This window comes from Leisingera sp. McT4-56 (assembly GCF_020514995.1).
Taxonomy (GTDB): domain Bacteria; phylum Pseudomonadota; class Alphaproteobacteria; order Rhodobacterales; family Rhodobacteraceae; genus Leisingera; species Leisingera aquaemixtae_A.
In genome coordinates, this window is sequence record NZ_JAJALF010000023.1 from 1 (window position 1) to 15,277 (window position 15,277).

General features: G+C 61.3%; 14 protein-coding genes. 2 read left to right on the forward strand and 12 right to left on the reverse strand.

Annotated elements, in window-relative coordinates; all coding sequences use genetic code 11:
- Positions 1-54: 54 nt before the first annotated feature.
- Both LHL23_RS19535 and LHL23_RS19540 read right to left on the reverse strand, forming a co-directional pair.
- Positions 55-768, reverse strand: a complete 714-nt coding sequence (locus LHL23_RS19535; RefSeq protein WP_226431236.1) for a VIT1/CCC1 transporter family protein — start codon at positions 766-768, stop codon at positions 55-57.
- Between the two features lie 44 nt (positions 769-812).
- Positions 813-3,434 (reverse strand): cation-translocating P-type ATPase, encoded by a 2,622-nt coding sequence (locus tag LHL23_RS19540; RefSeq protein WP_226431173.1) that lies wholly within the window; start codon positions 3,432-3,434, stop codon positions 813-815.
- A 349-nt stretch (positions 3,435-3,783) separates the two neighbouring features.
- Between LHL23_RS19540 and LHL23_RS19545 the strand changes: the two genes are divergently transcribed.
- Together LHL23_RS19545 and LHL23_RS19550 are read left to right on the forward strand one after the other, a co-directional pair.
- Positions 3,784-4,713 (forward strand): MBL fold metallo-hydrolase, encoded by a 930-nt coding sequence (locus tag LHL23_RS19545; protein WP_226431174.1) that lies wholly within the window; start codon positions 3,784-3,786, stop codon positions 4,711-4,713.
- On the forward strand, positions 4,710-5,654 hold the full coding sequence (locus LHL23_RS19550; protein WP_226431175.1) for an MBL fold metallo-hydrolase: 945 nt from the start codon (positions 4,710-4,712) through the stop codon (positions 5,652-5,654). Before LHL23_RS19545 ends, LHL23_RS19550 begins: the two co-directional genes overlap by 4 nt.
- A gap of 1 nt (position 5,655) precedes the next feature.
- On the opposite strand, the gene LHL23_RS19555 is transcribed toward LHL23_RS19550, so the two are convergent.
- From LHL23_RS19555 to soxY, 10 genes are all read right to left on the reverse strand, one after another.
- Entirely contained in the window at positions 5,656-6,714 is a 1,059-nt protein-coding gene (locus LHL23_RS19555) for a YeeE/YedE family protein (RefSeq protein WP_226431176.1), read from the reverse strand.
- A 156-nt stretch (positions 6,715-6,870) separates the two neighbouring features.
- Positions 6,871-7,305: a DUF302 domain-containing protein gene (locus LHL23_RS19560; RefSeq protein ID WP_226431177.1), complete on the reverse strand. Its 435-nt coding sequence runs from the start codon at positions 7,303-7,305 to the stop codon at positions 6,871-6,873.
- A 75-nt stretch (positions 7,306-7,380) separates the two neighbouring features.
- On the reverse strand, positions 7,381-8,643 hold the full coding sequence (locus tag LHL23_RS19565) for an NAD(P)/FAD-dependent oxidoreductase (protein WP_226431178.1): 1,263 nt from the start codon (positions 8,641-8,643) through the stop codon (positions 7,381-7,383).
- Positions 8,644-8,668: 25 nt separating this feature from the next.
- Positions 8,669-9,376: a c-type cytochrome gene (locus LHL23_RS19570; protein WP_226431179.1), complete on the reverse strand. Its 708-nt coding sequence runs from the start codon at positions 9,374-9,376 to the stop codon at positions 8,669-8,671.
- Between the two features lie 2 nt (positions 9,377-9,378).
- A complete protein-coding gene (locus LHL23_RS19575; RefSeq protein ID WP_226431180.1) occupies positions 9,379-10,431 on the reverse strand; it encodes a c-type cytochrome in 1,053 nt (350 codons plus the stop codon).
- A complete protein-coding gene (gene soxC, locus LHL23_RS19580; RefSeq protein ID WP_226431181.1) occupies positions 10,415-11,686 on the reverse strand; it encodes a sulfite dehydrogenase in 1,272 nt (423 codons plus the stop codon). Before soxC ends, LHL23_RS19575 begins: the two co-directional genes overlap by 17 nt.
- 70 nt (positions 11,687-11,756) lie before the next feature.
- Positions 11,757-13,454 (reverse strand): thiosulfohydrolase SoxB, encoded by a 1,698-nt coding sequence (gene soxB / locus LHL23_RS19585; RefSeq protein ID WP_226431182.1) that lies wholly within the window; start codon positions 13,452-13,454, stop codon positions 11,757-11,759.
- Positions 13,455-13,540: 86 nt separating this feature from the next.
- Positions 13,541-14,386 carry a sulfur oxidation c-type cytochrome SoxA gene (soxA, locus tag LHL23_RS19590; protein WP_226431183.1) on the reverse strand — a complete coding sequence of 282 codons (846 nt, stop codon included), beginning with the start codon at positions 14,384-14,386 and terminating at the stop codon, positions 13,541-13,543.
- A 71-nt stretch (positions 14,387-14,457) separates the two neighbouring features.
- Positions 14,458-14,787 (reverse strand): thiosulfate oxidation carrier complex protein SoxZ, encoded by a 330-nt coding sequence (gene soxZ / locus LHL23_RS19595; protein ID WP_222482468.1) that lies wholly within the window; start codon positions 14,785-14,787, stop codon positions 14,458-14,460.
- A gap of 34 nt (positions 14,788-14,821) precedes the next feature.
- Complete coding sequence (gene soxY / locus LHL23_RS19600; protein ID WP_222482467.1) at positions 14,822-15,238, reverse strand: thiosulfate oxidation carrier protein SoxY; 417 nt, start codon at positions 15,236-15,238, stop codon at positions 14,822-14,824.
- Between the last annotated feature and the right edge of the window lie 39 nt (positions 15,239-15,277).

The window sequence follows — 15,277 nt, forward strand, 5'->3', positions numbered from 1 at the left end:
TCCCCTCCGGCCTGCATTTTAGGGCCAAACCGGCCCGCCCCCTCTTGATCCGGCTCAAGCCCGGAACAGGCTGCCCGCCAGATAGGCCACCGCAGCGGCACAGGAGCCGATCAGCAGCGTCTCCAGCCCGGATTTCCACCAGGGCGCCAGCGACCAGGCGCTCTTGCTGGCGCCGATGCCGAAAAACACCGCCCCGGTGGCAAGGGCCGCCGTCAGAAACGGATCCGGCAGCCCCAGCATGAAGGGCAAGAGCGGCACGATGCCCGCTGCCATGAAGGCGGCAAAGGTGGTCAGCGCCGCCGCCACCGGGTTGGGCTCGGCCGGCGCCAGCCCGTATTCGCTGGTCAGCATCAGCGACACCCATTTCTCCGGCTTGGCGGCAACCGACCGCACCGCCCCTTCCAGCACCTCGCCGCTCAGCCCCAGCTCCTGGAAGATCTGGCGCAGCTCCTCGCGCTCGCCCTCAGGATACTGGCGGATATGGCGTTTCTCCACCTTGTAGAGCCGCCGCCGGTCGTCCAGATCCGCCTTGGTGCCCAGGTAGTTGGCCGCCGCCATGGAAAACCCGTCCGCCAGCACGTTGGCAATGCCCAGGGCGATGATCACGGCTGGCGAGAACCCGGCCCCCTCGACGCCCGCGGCAATCGCAAAGGTGGTGACCGCGCCGTCAATGCCGCCGTAGACCGCGTCCCGCAGCCGCCCGGTGCCGTTGCTGCCGGCCAGGCGGCGCGCGATTTCTTCCTTGCTGTGCCCGTGGTCGCCCTTCATGCCCGCAGCATGGACCGGCACATCCGCCGCCGCATTGAGGGAGGTCAAGCCGCCACGGCTGCCCGCCCCTGGCGGCGGCGCCCGGCAAGGTAGCGCAGGGTTTTCAGCATCTCCGGCACCAGCAGGACCGGCAGCACCAGCAGCGCGATCAGCCCCCATTGCTCCGCCTGCAGCGGCACCGTGTGCAGCAGCACCTGCAGCGGCGGCCAGTACACCGCCGCCGCCTGCGCCCCGATGGTCACCGCCAGCGCCGCCAGCAGCAGCGGATTGCTGAAGAACCCGATCCGCCAGCACGGCAGATGCAGCGAGCGGAAGGCAAAGACGCTGGCCTTCTCAAAGACCACCATGGCGGTAAAGGCGGCGGTGCGGGCCAGATCCTCGTTGCCGTCCAGCAGATGCAGGAACAGCCACAGGCTGGCGAGCCCGGTATAAAGCCCCAGCGCCAGAATGGTCAGCAACCCGCCCTGCCCCACGATCGGCGTGTCTTTCCTGCGCGGCGGATGCTCCATCTGGTCCGGCTCGCCCTTCTCCAGCCCCAGCGCCACCGCCGTCACCCCGTCCGTGACCAGGTTCATCCACAGAATCTGGGTGGCCAGGAATATCAGCGGCCCGCCGATCAGGATGTTGATCAGCAGCGCAATCACCTCGCCCGCGTTGGAGGACAGCAGGTAGCGCACGAATTTGCGCACATTGGTGAACTGCCGCCGCCCCTCGCCGATGGCCCGCACGATGGTGGCGAAATTATCGTCCAGCAGCACCAGGTCGGAGGCATCCTTGGCCACATCCGTGCCCCGCACCCCCATCGAGACGCCGATGTCGGCCTGCTTCAGGGCCGGCGCATCGTTCACCCCGTCGCCGGTCATCGCCACGATCTGATGCTGCCCCTGCAGGGCGGAGACGATCCGCATCTTGTGGGCGGGCCTTGTGCGGGCAAACAGCACATCCTGCTGCAAGAGCTGGTCCAGCTCCGCATCCTCCAGCGCCTCCAGCGCATCGCCGGTCAGGGTCTTTCCGGCAGGCAGGCCCAGCTGGGCGGCAATCGCCTCAGCGGTCAGCGGGCTGTCGCCGGTGATCATGATCACCCGGATGCCCGCCGACCGGGCCGCGCCGATTGCGGCCCGCACCTCCGGCCGCGGCGGGTCGATCAGCCCGGCCAGCCCGAGGAAGGTCATATCCTGCTCGCGGATCTCCCCGCCCTGCGCCGCCCCGGCTGCCAGGCCGATCACCCGCAGCCCCTCCGCGGCCATCGCCTCATAGGCTTCGGTGATGGCTGCCGCTTCCTCCGCACCCAGCTTCCGCGGGCCGTCCTGGGTCAGCACCTCTGTGCAGATGCCCAGAACCTGCTCCGGCGCGCCCTTGGTCAGAACCTTTTCGCCGCTGCTGCCCCGCACCAGCACGCTCATCCGCTTGCGCTCGCTGCTGAACGGGATCTCCGCCGCCACCGCATCCGGCGGCGGCAGTTCCGCCCAGCCCTTGTAGCCGAGGGTGACCAGCGCGCCCTCGGTCGGGGCGCCGGTCATCTGCCAGTGGCCGCCCTCGCGGTGCAGGCTGGCATGGGTGCAGGTCAGCCCCGCTTCCAGCAGCTGCGCCAGCACCGCATCCTCCCGCGCACCGGTGACCGCCCCTTCCCAGGCAATATGGCCGGCCGGGTCATAGCCGGTGCCGGTGACCTGATAGAGGCGGTCCAGCGTCCAGACCCGGGTCACGGTCATCTTGTTCTCGGTCAGGGTGCCGGTCTTGTCGGTGCAGATCACCGAGGCCGCACCCAGCGTTTCCACCGCCTGCAGGCGGCGCGCCAGCGCCTTCTGGCGCACCATCGCCGCCGCCCCCAGCGCCAGGGTGATGGTGACCACCGCGGGCAGCCCCTCCGGCACCATCGCCACCGACAGCGACAGGCCGGTCATGAACATCTCCGCCGCGTCCCGCCCCATGTAAAGCCCCAGCGCCAGGATCGCGGAGGCGATGGCCAGCGCCGCAAACCCCAGCTGCCGCGCCAGGCGGCCCAGCTGCACCTGCAGATTGGTCTTCTTCAGCCCCACCGCCCCGGTCAGCGCCGCGATCTCCCCGAAGGCGGTGCGCGCGCCGGTCGCCGTGACCACCGCCAGCGCCCGCCCCGCCGCCACCACCGTGCCGGCAAACACCTCCGCGGCGTCTTCCCCGGGCGCCTTGTCCACCGGAACCGATTCCCCGGTCAGGGCGCTTTCATCCAGCCGCAGCCCGGCGGCTTCGTGCAGGCGCGCATCGGCGGGCACCCGGGCGCCCGCCTCCAGGATGATCAGATCGCCCGGCACCAGCTCGCGCGCCTCAATCACCTGCTCGCGCCCGTCCCGCACCGCCAGCGCCTGCGGCGACAGCATGCTGCGCAGGCTTTCCAGCGCAGTCTCCGCCCGCCATTCCTGCACAAAGCCCAGGATCCCGTTCAGCCCGATCACCAGCCCGATCGCCAGCGTGTCCGCATATTCGCCCAGCGTGAAGGCGATGATCCCAGCGGCAATCAGGATCAGCACCAGAAAATTGCTGAACTGGCGCAGGAACACTTTCAGCGGCCCGGTGCGCCGGCCCCGCGGCAGCTCGTTCCAGCCAAACGTCCGCCGCGCCGCCTCAGCCTGCTGCCGCGTCAGCCCGCAAAGCGGCCCGCCGCCGCGCTCCTCAACAGGCTCTCCCATGCTCCGACCTCCGCTGACCCAACCGGCTGCTGCTCCCAGCCTGCCGCAATCAGGCCGCATCCGGCAACCGTGCCAACGCCGCAGGCCGGCGGTTCCCCTGTCTCCGGGGCCAGTGCGTGCCCCTGATATCCAAGCCTTGCGAACCGGCAATGGCACATTGCATAACCGCGTTTTCTTAACGGGCATCCTCAGGGCGTGTCTTCGCCCCAGAGCATTGAAAACTCGCCTGCGGCGGGCATCCAAGCTGGCGCAGGCTGCACTGGCCGTCCTTCAAACCGCCTGCAAAAACTGTGCCAGAATGCACGTACTCAGCATTTACAAACAATAACATTCAAATTATTGATTATGTATGGGCAGAAAACAACAACTTTCCCGCCGCATTTTTCTGTACCAAGGCGCCTGTCTGGCGGCTCTTGGCAGTCAGGCTGAGATTGTGCGTGCAGATTTGCCGCTTGGTTCGTCAGCATGGATCACAACATTATCGGACGGGTACTTGTCATTACCGCCTGAAATGGTGTTCGGGGCGATGCCGCAGAAAGAACTCGAAGAGCTGCTGGCCCGCCATCAGACCAGCCTCAGCAAGTATGAGCCAAATTGCAACGTTGTGTTGTACCGTGATGGGGAAAACACGGTGTTGTTCGACGCGGGCGCCGGACCGGATTTCATGGCCACATCCGGCAAGCTTCCGGAAACTTTCGACGCGATTGGCTTGTCCCCCGATGAAATCACACACGTTGTACTCACACATGCCCACCCGGATCACATCTGGGGAGTTCTGGATGGTTTTGATGACCCGTTCTTTCCCAAGGCCGTTCATCTCTTTGGCCGGAAAGAGTGGGATTACTGGTGGAACCCTGCAACAGTGGATTCCATTGGGGCCGATCGCGCATCATTCGCTGCAGGTGCGAAGCGGCGTATGGAAGCAATCGAAGATCAGGTCGAGTTTTTTGATGACGGGCAGGAGATCCTCCCCGGTATCGCAGCACGCGCAGCCTACGGTCACACGCCCGGTCATATGGCGTTTGAGGTCCGCAAAGGCAACGACGCGGTGATGGTTGTCGGAGATGCGCTCGGCAACCCTCATGTCGCGTTCGAACGTCCCGGTTGGCTCAATGGCACAGATCAGGATCCAAAGGCCGCGGCAACCGCCCGAAAATCGCTGCTGGAACAGATTTTGGCAGAGCAGATGAGGCTCGTTGGCTTTCACCTGCCAAGCGGCGGATTTGGCCGCGTTGAAAAGGCTGGTTCGGCCTATCGCTTTATCGGGGAGCCGTCATGAATCGGATTGTATTGATTGTTGCCGCTTTGGCCCTGCCAGCTTGGGCCAGCGAAGATATCGCAGACCAGTATCCGCAAAGTGTGCTGTACTCAAAACCGGTCGAGTACATTCCTGGCGTGTTTTCCGCCATTGGCGCAACCGCGCCGCCTACTTATGAAAACTCAGGCCACAACAACAATCTGAGCTTCATTGTGACGGGAGAAGGCGTTGTCGTTGTGAACAGTGGTGCGGCATATACGCTTGCCGAGGCTCTTCACCGGGAAATTCAGGCTGTCACCGATCAGCCGGTCAAGCTTGTCTTCAATGAAAACGGACAGGGGCATGCGATGCTCGGTAATGGCTACTGGTCTCAGATCGGTGTGCCCATAATTGCCCATACGGATGCCGCGGCGGAGTTCGAGGAATATGGCCCGCAGATCCTCGATCAGATGAAGAAATACAACCAGGATAAGGCAGAGGGCACTTATCTGGCGGGCCCGACCGAGACGTTCGACGACGAATACGTGGTCGAAATGGGCGAGTTCCGCATCGAAGCCAGATACCTCGGGCCTGCGCACAGCCCCGGAGATATTTCGATATGGCTGCCCAACCAAAGCCTCGTCATTGCGGGCGACATGGCCTTTCACGAGCGGATGCTGCCGATCTTTCAGGAAACCTACACAGCGGATTGGCTTGAAACCTGGGACAATGCGTTTGAACCTCTGGGCGCCACCTATGTCATCCCGGGGCATGGCCATCCGACGAACATGGATCAGGTCCGCAGGTATACACGCGGTTATCTAAGATACCTGCGCAGCAGAATTCAGGAACATATGGACGCCGGCGGAAATCTGGCCGAAGCCTATTACGTTGACCAGTCACCCTACGCCCATCTGGATACATTCGAGGAACTGGCAGCAAAGAATGCCGGCCGTGTCTACGAGCAAATGGAATTTGAATAACTCAGGATCTCTGTGGAACCGGAAGCCGCTTCATCAGCCGATGCGTGGCAACTGCACCAGCCCACATCGCGAACACTGCTATCCATGCGGTCAGTGAAAAGGCCGACCCGCCAGACAGGCCGGCACCAACCGCACAGCCCCCTGCTAGCATTGCTCCGAAGCCCATAAGGACGGCCCCGGCGAGATACCGTTCCATCGGAGTGTCTGCGCCGAACCTTTCAATTTTCCAGTCACCCGAATGAATGGCTGATGCAGCGGCGCCCATTGCGACCCCGGGAACGAGGCCAATGCCAAAAGACAGTTCCACGTTCCGCTCCGCAACCAGCGCCATCAGGGTATCCGTGGCAGGGCCGGTGAACGTGACTGACGATACCGGCACGATTTCAAACGATGTTTGGGCAATCGCAAACGTCATCAGCCAGCCAATCGCCACCGCTCCCCCGACACCCGCAGCTGGCACCATCGTTGCCACGGGCACCTTCTGCGCGACTGCAAACGCTATTGCCAGCAGGAATCCTGCCATTGCCAAAATGGTGTAAACAGCCGTTGGTAAGCCAAATATCATGGACAGATCCCGCGCCGCGCCGCCAGAGACCATCCACATACCGGCGAGCGCCTCACGTACTGGGCTGAGCACACCCGTAAAAGCCGCTTGTGCCACGAGTGTCAGGATCAGCCCCGTGACCAATGCCCGCAAGTTGCCGCAAGAGGCCAAAACCAGCAGGCGCGACGCGCATCCGCGCGCCAAAACCATTCCGGTGCCGAACATCACGCCGCCGATCAAGGCACCGCTGATGCTGCCTGTTGAAGCGATCGCACGCGTGCCGGACAGCTCCAGAAAATCCAGGGCAACAGATCCCTGAACAAGAGACAGTGCCGACATGAAGGCAATCAGCCAAACCGCCAAGCGGGGCCCAAGCCGACCGTCGGCGACTTCAACCGTGGCAGCGCGCAAACAGAAATGGGATTTCTGTGCTGCGGCCCCGAACATGATGCCAACAACCAGCCCGGCAACGGCCAAAGCACCGGCATCCCCCAGCAGATCGATGAGCACCTCCATGGATAGAAACTCTCACTCGGTTACGTGGCTGTCCTTGTCTTTTGTCAAATGCCGCCTGCGCGGCCGCTGGCCTGCTCGCGGACGGGGCAAGGTCCACAGCCTGCTCAAAGAAGAACCTGCCGCTCCACCTCTCCCGGCGGCTGGCCGCATTTCTCTTCAGTTTCCAACAGCCTCTTCGACGATTTCCGACAGCAGGGCCTCGACCTTGCCCATCGGACCGTCCGGATAGCTCCGGTAGCCGACCTGAACTCCGCTTTCGTCCTCGGCGACAAATATTCCGTAAGGGCAATAACCGATGTTCATCGGGTCAGCTTCCATCACTTCACGCGAGATTTTTGCTGAGCAGAAGATAAAGATATCCGCGGCAGAGAAGATCTGTTTATCGCTTCCAACATCGGCACCAGTCCGGTTCAGCATCTCGCCAACGTGGCTCACGTAGTCAATGACCAGCCCTTGACCGACAATTGCAGATTCAACTGCAAATGTGGCGTCATCAAAACTGCCGTCAAAGGGGACTGTGACAATCTCTCCGGCAATGGCCTGGCTTGCCAAAACGCCAGCGATTGCAGCGGCCGCAACATAGTGGTTCATGATCGTATTCCTCCTCCAGACCCGCTGTTCACGTATAGAGCGGCAGTGCCATGGCAACGGCCGCCCTCTGTTTCCCTATCCAAACATGTCCGAGGTGATGCCCGCGTACCAGCCAAGCGATTCTTCGTAGGTGGCTTTCCTCAGGTTGGCGTCTTCGCCGGTCTGGCTGATAAAACCATCCACCTTGGCGATTTTTTCTGGAGTGGCCTCATAGGTCGCACCGACCTTGACCCCGTCATCGGTGCCGATCAGCGACCAGCAAGTGTTCGAGAACTTGGCCGGAAAAACCTTGGACCCGGTGAGCGCGCCGCGAACGGCATTCGCGCAAACCTTCGCCTGGCTATTGGCAGAGAAGCCGGATTTCGGCATATCGCCCTGCTGGCTTGCATCACCAAGGACGTAGATGTCAGGATTTGCCTTCGACGACATGTCGGCTGCGTTCACAGGAGCCCAATTGCCATCGGTCACCCCCGCCATTTCCGCAATGCGGCCTGCTTTCATCGCCGGGATCACATTGCAGACGTCAACCTTGGTTTCTTCTCCGTCGATGGTCACCGTCATGGCATCCGGGTCCACAGAAACGTTGCCGCCGCCGAAATCCTCTCCAATCCAGTCAACCATTCCTTCGTAGTGGTTTGCCCAGCCTTCTTGGAACAGAGCCATCTTGGAGAATTTGGGCTTGGGATCGGCGACAATGATCTTTGCGGCCGGGTTGCTGGCTTTCAAAACATGCGCCACCATCGAAACCCGCTCATAGGGTCCCGGCGGGCAGCGGTACGGGTTCGGCGGCGCCACCATCGCAAAGGTTCCCCCTTCGGGCATCGCCATGATCTGCGCCTTCAGAAGCTCCGTCTGGGAACCGGCCTTGTAGGCATGGGGCATCTTGTTCTGTGCCGAGACATCCCACCCCTCTACCGCTCCATCAACAAAGTCGATACCCGGACTCAGGATCAGCTTGTCATAGGGGACGGTTCCGCCACCAGCCAAGGACACGGTCCTGGCATCAGGATCAACCCCAGTGGCCCAATCGTGGATGACGTTGATACCATAGCCGGCTGCCAGCGTTCCATAGCTGTGCGCGATGCCGGAAAGCTCCTGGAAACCGCCCAGGTACAGGTTGGAGAAGAAACAGGTGTAATAGGTCCGCGACGGTTCGATCAGCGTGACATCAATCTCGCCCTTGCTGTCCTTGGCGATGTAGCGGGCTGCGGTTGCACCGCCTGCCCCGCCGCCGACAACCACAACCCGCGGCTTGCCCTGCGCCAAGACGGCCGGCGCCGACAGCCCGGCAGCGACTGCACCGGCGGTCCCAAGAAATGTGCGTCTGTTGAGTGTCATTGCGTTTCCTCCCCTTTTGCCACTTTTACTCCGGGTTCTTGAAATACGCGGCCAAGGCCGCGATTTCCTCGTTGCTCAGGCGCCCGGCAATCATCTGCATCACAGGATGGGGGCGCTGCTTCTCCTTGTAGGCGTGCATGGCAATGATAAAGTCCTCATCCGGCCAAAAGACGATGGAAGGGATGCCCTCATCGCCGCCTTCGATCTGATGGCAGGTTGTGCATTCGCTGCTGAGATAGGCGCCGTATTCCGGGTCGCCCTGAATCGCCAGAATCCCGGGATCCACTGAGTGGTCCGTTCCTTTGGCCGTCGGGTCAGCCTCCGGGATGTCCTGCGGATTGTCCGAGAACTTGCGCAGGTAAGCAATTACATTTGCCCGCTCTTGCGGGTCTTTCAGTCCTGGAAAGCTCATCCGGGTTCCCGACGCAAATGAGCGCGGATTTTCAACGTAGGCCGACAATGTGTCCGCATGCCATTCCAGGCCGGAGTTTCCCGCACGCTCAAGGCTCTTGGAGTAATTGAACCCTTCAAGCCCTGCTGCTTTGCGCCCAAAGACGCCGTTCAGATGCGGGCCGATCCTGCTTTCAGCACCTTCTCCAACCTGGTGGCAGCCCTTGCATTTCTCGAACACAAGCTTTCCGGCTACTGCGTCACCGAGTTCTGCCGCACTGCCGGCCGCGGGGGAAAGAACCCCGGCCACTGCAGCAAACACCTGTGCGCCCGGCCACCGCATGATCAGCTTCCGAATGACTTGAGGTATACGATCACCGCGTCGATTTCGTCCTGCTTCCCGAGGCCGGCAAAGGACATCCGCGTCCCCTTCATATAGGCCTTGGGTTTGGCAAGGAACGCAGCCAGCTCTTCGTCGGTCCAAACAAGCCCCTCCTCAGCTGCCGCTTTCATCGCCTTGGAGTATTTGAAGCCTTCGATGGCACCCGCAGTGGCACCGGCAATCCCGTTCAAGGCCGGACCCGTGCGATGTTTGGCGCCTTCGCCAACCTGATGGCAGGACTTGCATTTCTTGAAAACCTTTTCACCGCTTTCGATCATCTCGGGGTCAAGCACTGCAGTGTCCTTAACTTCCGCAGATCCTTCCGAAGCCCCTTCAGATTTTGCTGGGGCTTCCTGCTCAGATGCTTGTACTTCCACGGCCCCTGTCTCTTCGGGCGTCACGTCCAGAACGGCCGCCCGCATGGCGATTTCAACATTTTCCTTGCAGTCCTCCATGCACGGCTCATCCATCCAGAAATGCGCCTCGGCGGTTTCGCGGTCATCCACGATGAATCCGTCGGCATTCGGCATGTCCACCTCGAGAAAATTCTCGTGCGTCAGCGTGAATTCATCGTCGACGATGTCGTTGGAATAGAGGATGTAGGCCACGATCGCATAGACCTCATCCGGTTCCAGCGACTGCGCGTTTCCAAATGGCATTGACCGGTTCACATAGTCCCAGACCGTTGAAAGATAAGGCCAATAGGATCCAACCGTCTTTAGCGGATCCTTGTCGGCAAGCGTCCCTTCGCCGCCCGCCAGTTTGGGCCAGTTGCCGACGCCTTCAGCAAAATCCCCGTGGCAAACGGCACAATGTTCGGCAAAAACCTCCTCTCCGGTGAACACGTCGCCGGATCCTTCGGGAAGTCCGGTTACATCCGGGGCAACATCCAGGTCCCAGGCAGCGATCTCTTCCGGCAGTGCTGGACGGCCAAGGCCGAGGCTCCCGGCAAATGCGGGAACCGCCAGGCACAGGCCAAGGGCTGAGGCAGCGAACAGCTTATGATACTTCGACATTTTCCGCCTCTCCGTTTTCCTTGATCCACCAGGTCTGGATGCAATTGTTGTGGTAGATCGAGTTCTCTCCACGCACCTCCCGCAATTGCGCTTTGCTGGGCTGGACGTATCCGGTGGAATCCTTGGCGCGGGCCTGCAGCAGCATTTCCGATCCGTCCCAGTTGTAGTCCAGGTAGAACCGGGTCAGCGCCTTGTCGGTACCGGGTGCTGCCAGACGCGCGGGCATCCAGTTCTTGCCGCCATCGACAGAAACGTCGACACCGGTGATCGAGCCGCGGCCGGACCAGGCCAGACCCGTGATCACCAGCGGCCCCGGTCCATGCGCGATCGGCGCCTGCGGGCTGGGCGCCGTGACAACCGATTTGGCGTCCATCACCCATGTCCACTTGCGTGACATGCCGTCCTCGAGCGTATCTGTATACTTGGACGTCTCTTCGCGGCTTTCAATGGCCATCCCGGTCACTTCGACCCGGCGCAGCCACTTGACCCACATGTTGCCTTCCCAGCCGGGCACCACCAGCCGGACAGGATAGCCGTGTTCTTTGCGCAGCGCCTCTCCGTTGGCCTTGAACGCAACCAGCACGTCATCCAGCGCCTTTTCCAGCGGGATCGAGCGGCCGTTGGAGGATGCATCAGCACCCTCGACATAGACCCACTTGCCTTCAGGTTTGACGCCGGCTTCCTCCAGCAAAAGGCGCAGCGGCACGCCGGAATACTCCATGTTGTGGATCATGCCATGCGTGAACTGCGCGCCGTTCAACTGCGCGCCCGCCCATTCCATGCCGGTATTCGCCGCGCATTCGCAGAAATAGACACGGTTCTCACGCGGGAAGCGTTCAAGATCCTCATAGGTGAAGACAAGCGGCGTATCGACCAGGCCGTTGATCATCAGGCGGTAGTCCGCCTTGCTCAGCTCGATAGCGCCGGAATGGTGCCGTTCGAAGGCGCAGCCTTGCGGGGTGATCGTCCCGTCCAGCGCATGAATCGGCGTGAAGTTGATCGAACTGATCGTGTCGGCTGTCAGCCATTCAACGTTGCGCCGCACCACGTCCTTCTCAAACTGGATCGGCAAACCGTAGGGCGTTGCGTCCACGCCTTCTCCGGTTACCTGCGCCCACTCCTGGACGTTGGTGATCAGCGGATCCGGGTCCGCGGCGCGGGCCGTCCCGGCAGCAGCCGCCCCTACTCCAACGGCGGCTGCCCCGCTCAGGAATTGGCGGCGGGAGGGTGCCTTTGCTCTGGAGTTTGCACTCATTTTTGTTTGCCTCCGTTACTCGATCAGCAAATCTTGTTCTGGCGTTTCAAGGCCGTACGAGGCCCCGGTATCAGGCGCCGATCACCTCGACTGATGTATTCGGCCCGACGGTCACCGTGCCCTGATTGCGAATGTGGTTTTCAACGACGTCCCAGACCGGCGGGCCTTCGGTGCCTTCATTGACGCTGGCCCAGCCCGCCACGACGTAGGTTTTCGCCGGATCGATCGCCTCGCCGGTTTTAAGCAGGGTCATGTTGCTGATCCGCTGCCCCTGCGGCTTGGCCACGTCGATGCGGTAGCCAAGCCCGCCGACACGAACCATATCGCCGCCCTGCTGGTAATAGGGATCGGGGTTGAACAGGTTGTCGCCAACGTCTTCCAGGATAACGTGGATGAATTCACCGGTCATTTCAGTCCGGTAGGCATTCGGATACGTCATCGAGGTAACGTTCCACAAATCCTCGCGCGTGATGTCCTGACCCGGCAGGATCGAAGGCCCCCAGCGCACCCCTGGCGACATCGCGATATCTGCTTCCCGCTCGCTCAGCAGCGCATCGCAGATCAGGTCGTCCCAGGTGCCGTTGAAGTTGCCACGCCGGTAGAGCAGCGTATCCGTCTTTCCGATCACTTCGTTCAGCGCCGCTTCATAAGGCGCACGCTGCTCATCAATCAGTAAGGTGATCGCCGGGTCGGGCGCAATCACGTCCGAGAATATCGGGATCAGCTTGTGCTTCAGGCCCATCATCCGGCCGTCCCGCACATCCAGGTCCACACGGCTGACGAACTTGCCGTTTGAGCCGGATGCAATGATGTGCGTTTTGTTAACCAGAACCGGCTCTGGCAGCGCGTCGTGGGTATGCCCGCTCAGGATCACATCAATCCCTTGGACACGTCCGGCCATCTTCTTATCGACATCGAAACCATTATGGCTGAGCACGACAACCGCATCGGCGCCAGCGTCGCGGACTTCATCCACCATGGCCTGCATGTTCTCGTCACGGATTCCAAAGGAGTATTCGGGGAACATCCAGCTGGGGTTCGCAATCGGCATGTACGGGAACGCCTGTCCGATCACGGCAACCTTGGCACCGCCGCGGTCGAAGAACTTGTAGGGCTTGAACAGCTCAGCCGGTTCGTCCCATTCAGCGTCGAAAATATTCTGCCCTAGGGCGGCAAATGGCAGCCCTTCGACGATTTCATTGACCCGGCCGCTGCCCAGGGTGAACTCCCAGTGGAACGTCATTGCATCGGGTTTCAGCGCGTTCATCACGTTGACCATGTCCTGACCGGCAGTGTGATAGCAGGTGTATGACCCATGCCATGTGTCGCCGCCGTCCAGCAGCAGCGCATCGGGGCGGTCGGCGCGGATGGCGTTGATGACGGTCGAAACCCGGTCCAGCCCCCCTACCCGGCCGTATGTCCGCGCCAGCGAGGTAAAATCGTTGTAGGTCAGCGCATAAGCGGATGGGCTTCCGTCTTCGATCCCGTAGGCCTTGCGGAAGGCCGCGCCCGTCACATGCGGCATCTGCCCGCGTGCATCCCCGATGCCAAGGTTGACTTCGGGTTCGCGGAAAAATACCGGCTTCAGTTGCGCGTGAATATCGGTGACATGGATCAGGCTTATGTTGCCGTAGGTCTCGAATTCCAGCAATTGGTCCTGGGTCAGGCTTTGCTGCGCCGCCAGCCGGGCCCAATTCCCATAACCGGACACCCCGTAAAGTGCCGAAGCCGCCATGGAAACCTGCAGAAAGTCACGTCGCGAAATCATCTTCGGCTTTCCCTTTTCACATCTAAATATGTGAATGTTATTGGTGTGAAATGCCCGCGCCAGGCATCCCCGGCGCGGGCGCAGCGTTACTGTCGGACTGCAGGGGTTTCGACCGAAAGCCCGTTGCCCCGCGATGCAACATAGAGCTCCAGCGCCCGGAACTCGTCCGAACCTTCGGCAAACGTTTCGGCGCGCGTGTCGCGGATACAGCCGCGGAACCGGTTGTGGCGCGAGATCAGCTTGGCCTGTTTCAGCCGGTAGGTGGGGAAACCGTTGGTCATACCCTGGCTCAGATGGTCGGCACGGATCATATTGCCCCAGTTTTCTTCATGGCAGTTGGCGCAGCTGAGCTCCAACTGGCCATAGCGGGTATAATACATCTCTTTACCTTGCTCCCAGAACGGGGCCGCGGCGCCATCAATGGCAACGTTCACAGGCATGCCGCGTGACTGCAGGCCAATCAGTGCAACTATCCCCTGCATGTCGGCACCGGACCATTTCCAGGCATCCGCTTCCATACGATCGGTCCGGCACTTGTTGATCAGGTCCTCCATCACAACCAATTTGCCGCTTTCGGCATCGACCTTGGGCATTGATGCCTGCAGGCCCTTGAAGCTTTCCACGTCTTCATGACAGGAGGCACAGCTCTTGCCAGCCGCTCCATCCACAGTTCCGAAAAGGTCTGCGGCCTGATCGACGAATACCATTGCCGGATTGTCAAAATCGTCAGTCTGCAAGGCCTGCGTTTCGTCGGTACGGAAATGCCACCCGGAATAGATCGTATCCAGGTTTTCCGCATGCGCCGGCGCTTCCGTCACCGAGATCATGTTCAGTTCTTCATTGATCACAAGTTTGTCTTCGTCCGGACCGGCTATCGCTGCAACAGGATAGGCCAAAACTGCCGCGATCGCCGTAAGTGCCTTTTTGTTCATTGCTTTCCTCCCTTGGTGAACCAGCGCCAGCGTTCACAGGCGGGCGCTGATCTGCCTTAGTGGCCGAACCATCAGGCGACCTCGATCGACTTCTTGGTGTCGTAGACGGAGCCGTCGTCGTCATACCAGGTGAACACGAACTCCCCGGCTTCGGGCACAGTGGCCTCAAACTGGAAATAGGGGTTCGTTGAAATCGCAGGTTCCATCGTCACGTCCACCACCAGCTCTCCGTTGAACTCACAGGTGAAACGGTTGATGATCGAACGCGGAATGACATTGCCTTCCTTGTCCTTGCGCTGACCGCTTTCCATCTTGTGGCTGATGAGAGTCTTGATTGTGACCGCTTCACCTGCGGCGGCAGTCTTTGGAACCTTGACGCGGGGTTTAACTCCGGATGCCATTGGGTGATCTCCTGTTCTTCAGGGCGCGAGGCGATCAGCCGCCGCAGCCGCCAATTGTCACTTTTACGGTCGCCGAGGCCTTGGCGAAGCTGCCATCAGCCATCTTGGCCACCGCGATCACATCCTGCGTTCCAGCAAGACGGATGCGCGTGGAAGCGGTCTGTGCAGCTGCCAGCGGGCCAAAGTTGAAGGTTGCGACGCCCGGCTCCGGGTTGCCCGCAGCCACAACCAAGATCGCAGTGGCACCCGGGGCGCTGACTTCGATCGGAACGGTGTTGCCGTTCTCAGCGATTTCCGGCGCCGTCAAAGCTACCCCGCCCTCGGCCATATCCGCTCCGCCCGTGAATGCTGCAATCGCGTCTTCAGCAGCCGCGTTTGCGCGGAATGGTGCCACGGCCAGCACCGCGGCGCCCAGGCCCAGGCCCAGCGTCTCGCGACGAGTAAGTTCCATCTTCAGTCTCCTTTGCGTCCTTCGGGTTCCGTGCTTGCG

Coding starts and splice junctions, on each gene's coding strand:
- LHL23_RS19535 (WP_226431236.1), bottom strand. CDS start 768: ATGAAGGGCGACCACGGGCACAGCAAGGAAGAAATCGCGCGCCGCCTG.
- LHL23_RS19540 (WP_226431173.1), bottom strand. CDS start 3,434: ATGGGAGAGCCTGTTGAGGAGCGCGGCGGCGGGCCGCTTTGCGGGCTG.
- LHL23_RS19545 (WP_226431174.1), top strand. CDS start 3,784: ATGGGCAGAAAACAACAACTTTCCCGCCGCATTTTTCTGTACCAAGGC.
- LHL23_RS19550 (WP_226431175.1), top strand. CDS start 4,710: ATGAATCGGATTGTATTGATTGTTGCCGCTTTGGCCCTGCCAGCTTGG.
- LHL23_RS19555 (WP_226431176.1), bottom strand. CDS start 6,714: ATGGAGGTGCTCATCGATCTGCTGGGGGATGCCGGTGCTTTGGCCGTT.
- LHL23_RS19560 (WP_226431177.1), bottom strand. CDS start 7,305: ATGAACCACTATGTTGCGGCCGCTGCAATCGCTGGCGTTTTGGCAAGC.
- LHL23_RS19565 (WP_226431178.1), bottom strand. CDS start 8,643: ATGACACTCAACAGACGCACATTTCTTGGGACCGCCGGTGCAGTCGCT.
- LHL23_RS19570 (WP_226431179.1), bottom strand. CDS start 9,376: ATGCGGTGGCCGGGCGCACAGGTGTTTGCTGCAGTGGCCGGGGTTCTT.
- LHL23_RS19575 (WP_226431180.1), bottom strand. CDS start 10,431: ATGTCGAAGTATCATAAGCTGTTCGCTGCCTCAGCCCTTGGCCTGTGC.
- soxC (WP_226431181.1), bottom strand. CDS start 11,686: ATGAGTGCAAACTCCAGAGCAAAGGCACCCTCCCGCCGCCAATTCCTG.
- soxB (WP_226431182.1), bottom strand. CDS start 13,454: ATGATTTCGCGACGTGACTTTCTGCAGGTTTCCATGGCGGCTTCGGCA.
- soxA (WP_226431183.1), bottom strand. CDS start 14,386: ATGAACAAAAAGGCACTTACGGCGATCGCGGCAGTTTTGGCCTATCCT.
- soxZ (WP_222482468.1), bottom strand. CDS start 14,787: ATGGCATCCGGAGTTAAACCCCGCGTCAAGGTTCCAAAGACTGCCGCC.
- soxY (WP_222482467.1), bottom strand. CDS start 15,238: ATGGAACTTACTCGTCGCGAGACGCTGGGCCTGGGCCTGGGCGCCGCG.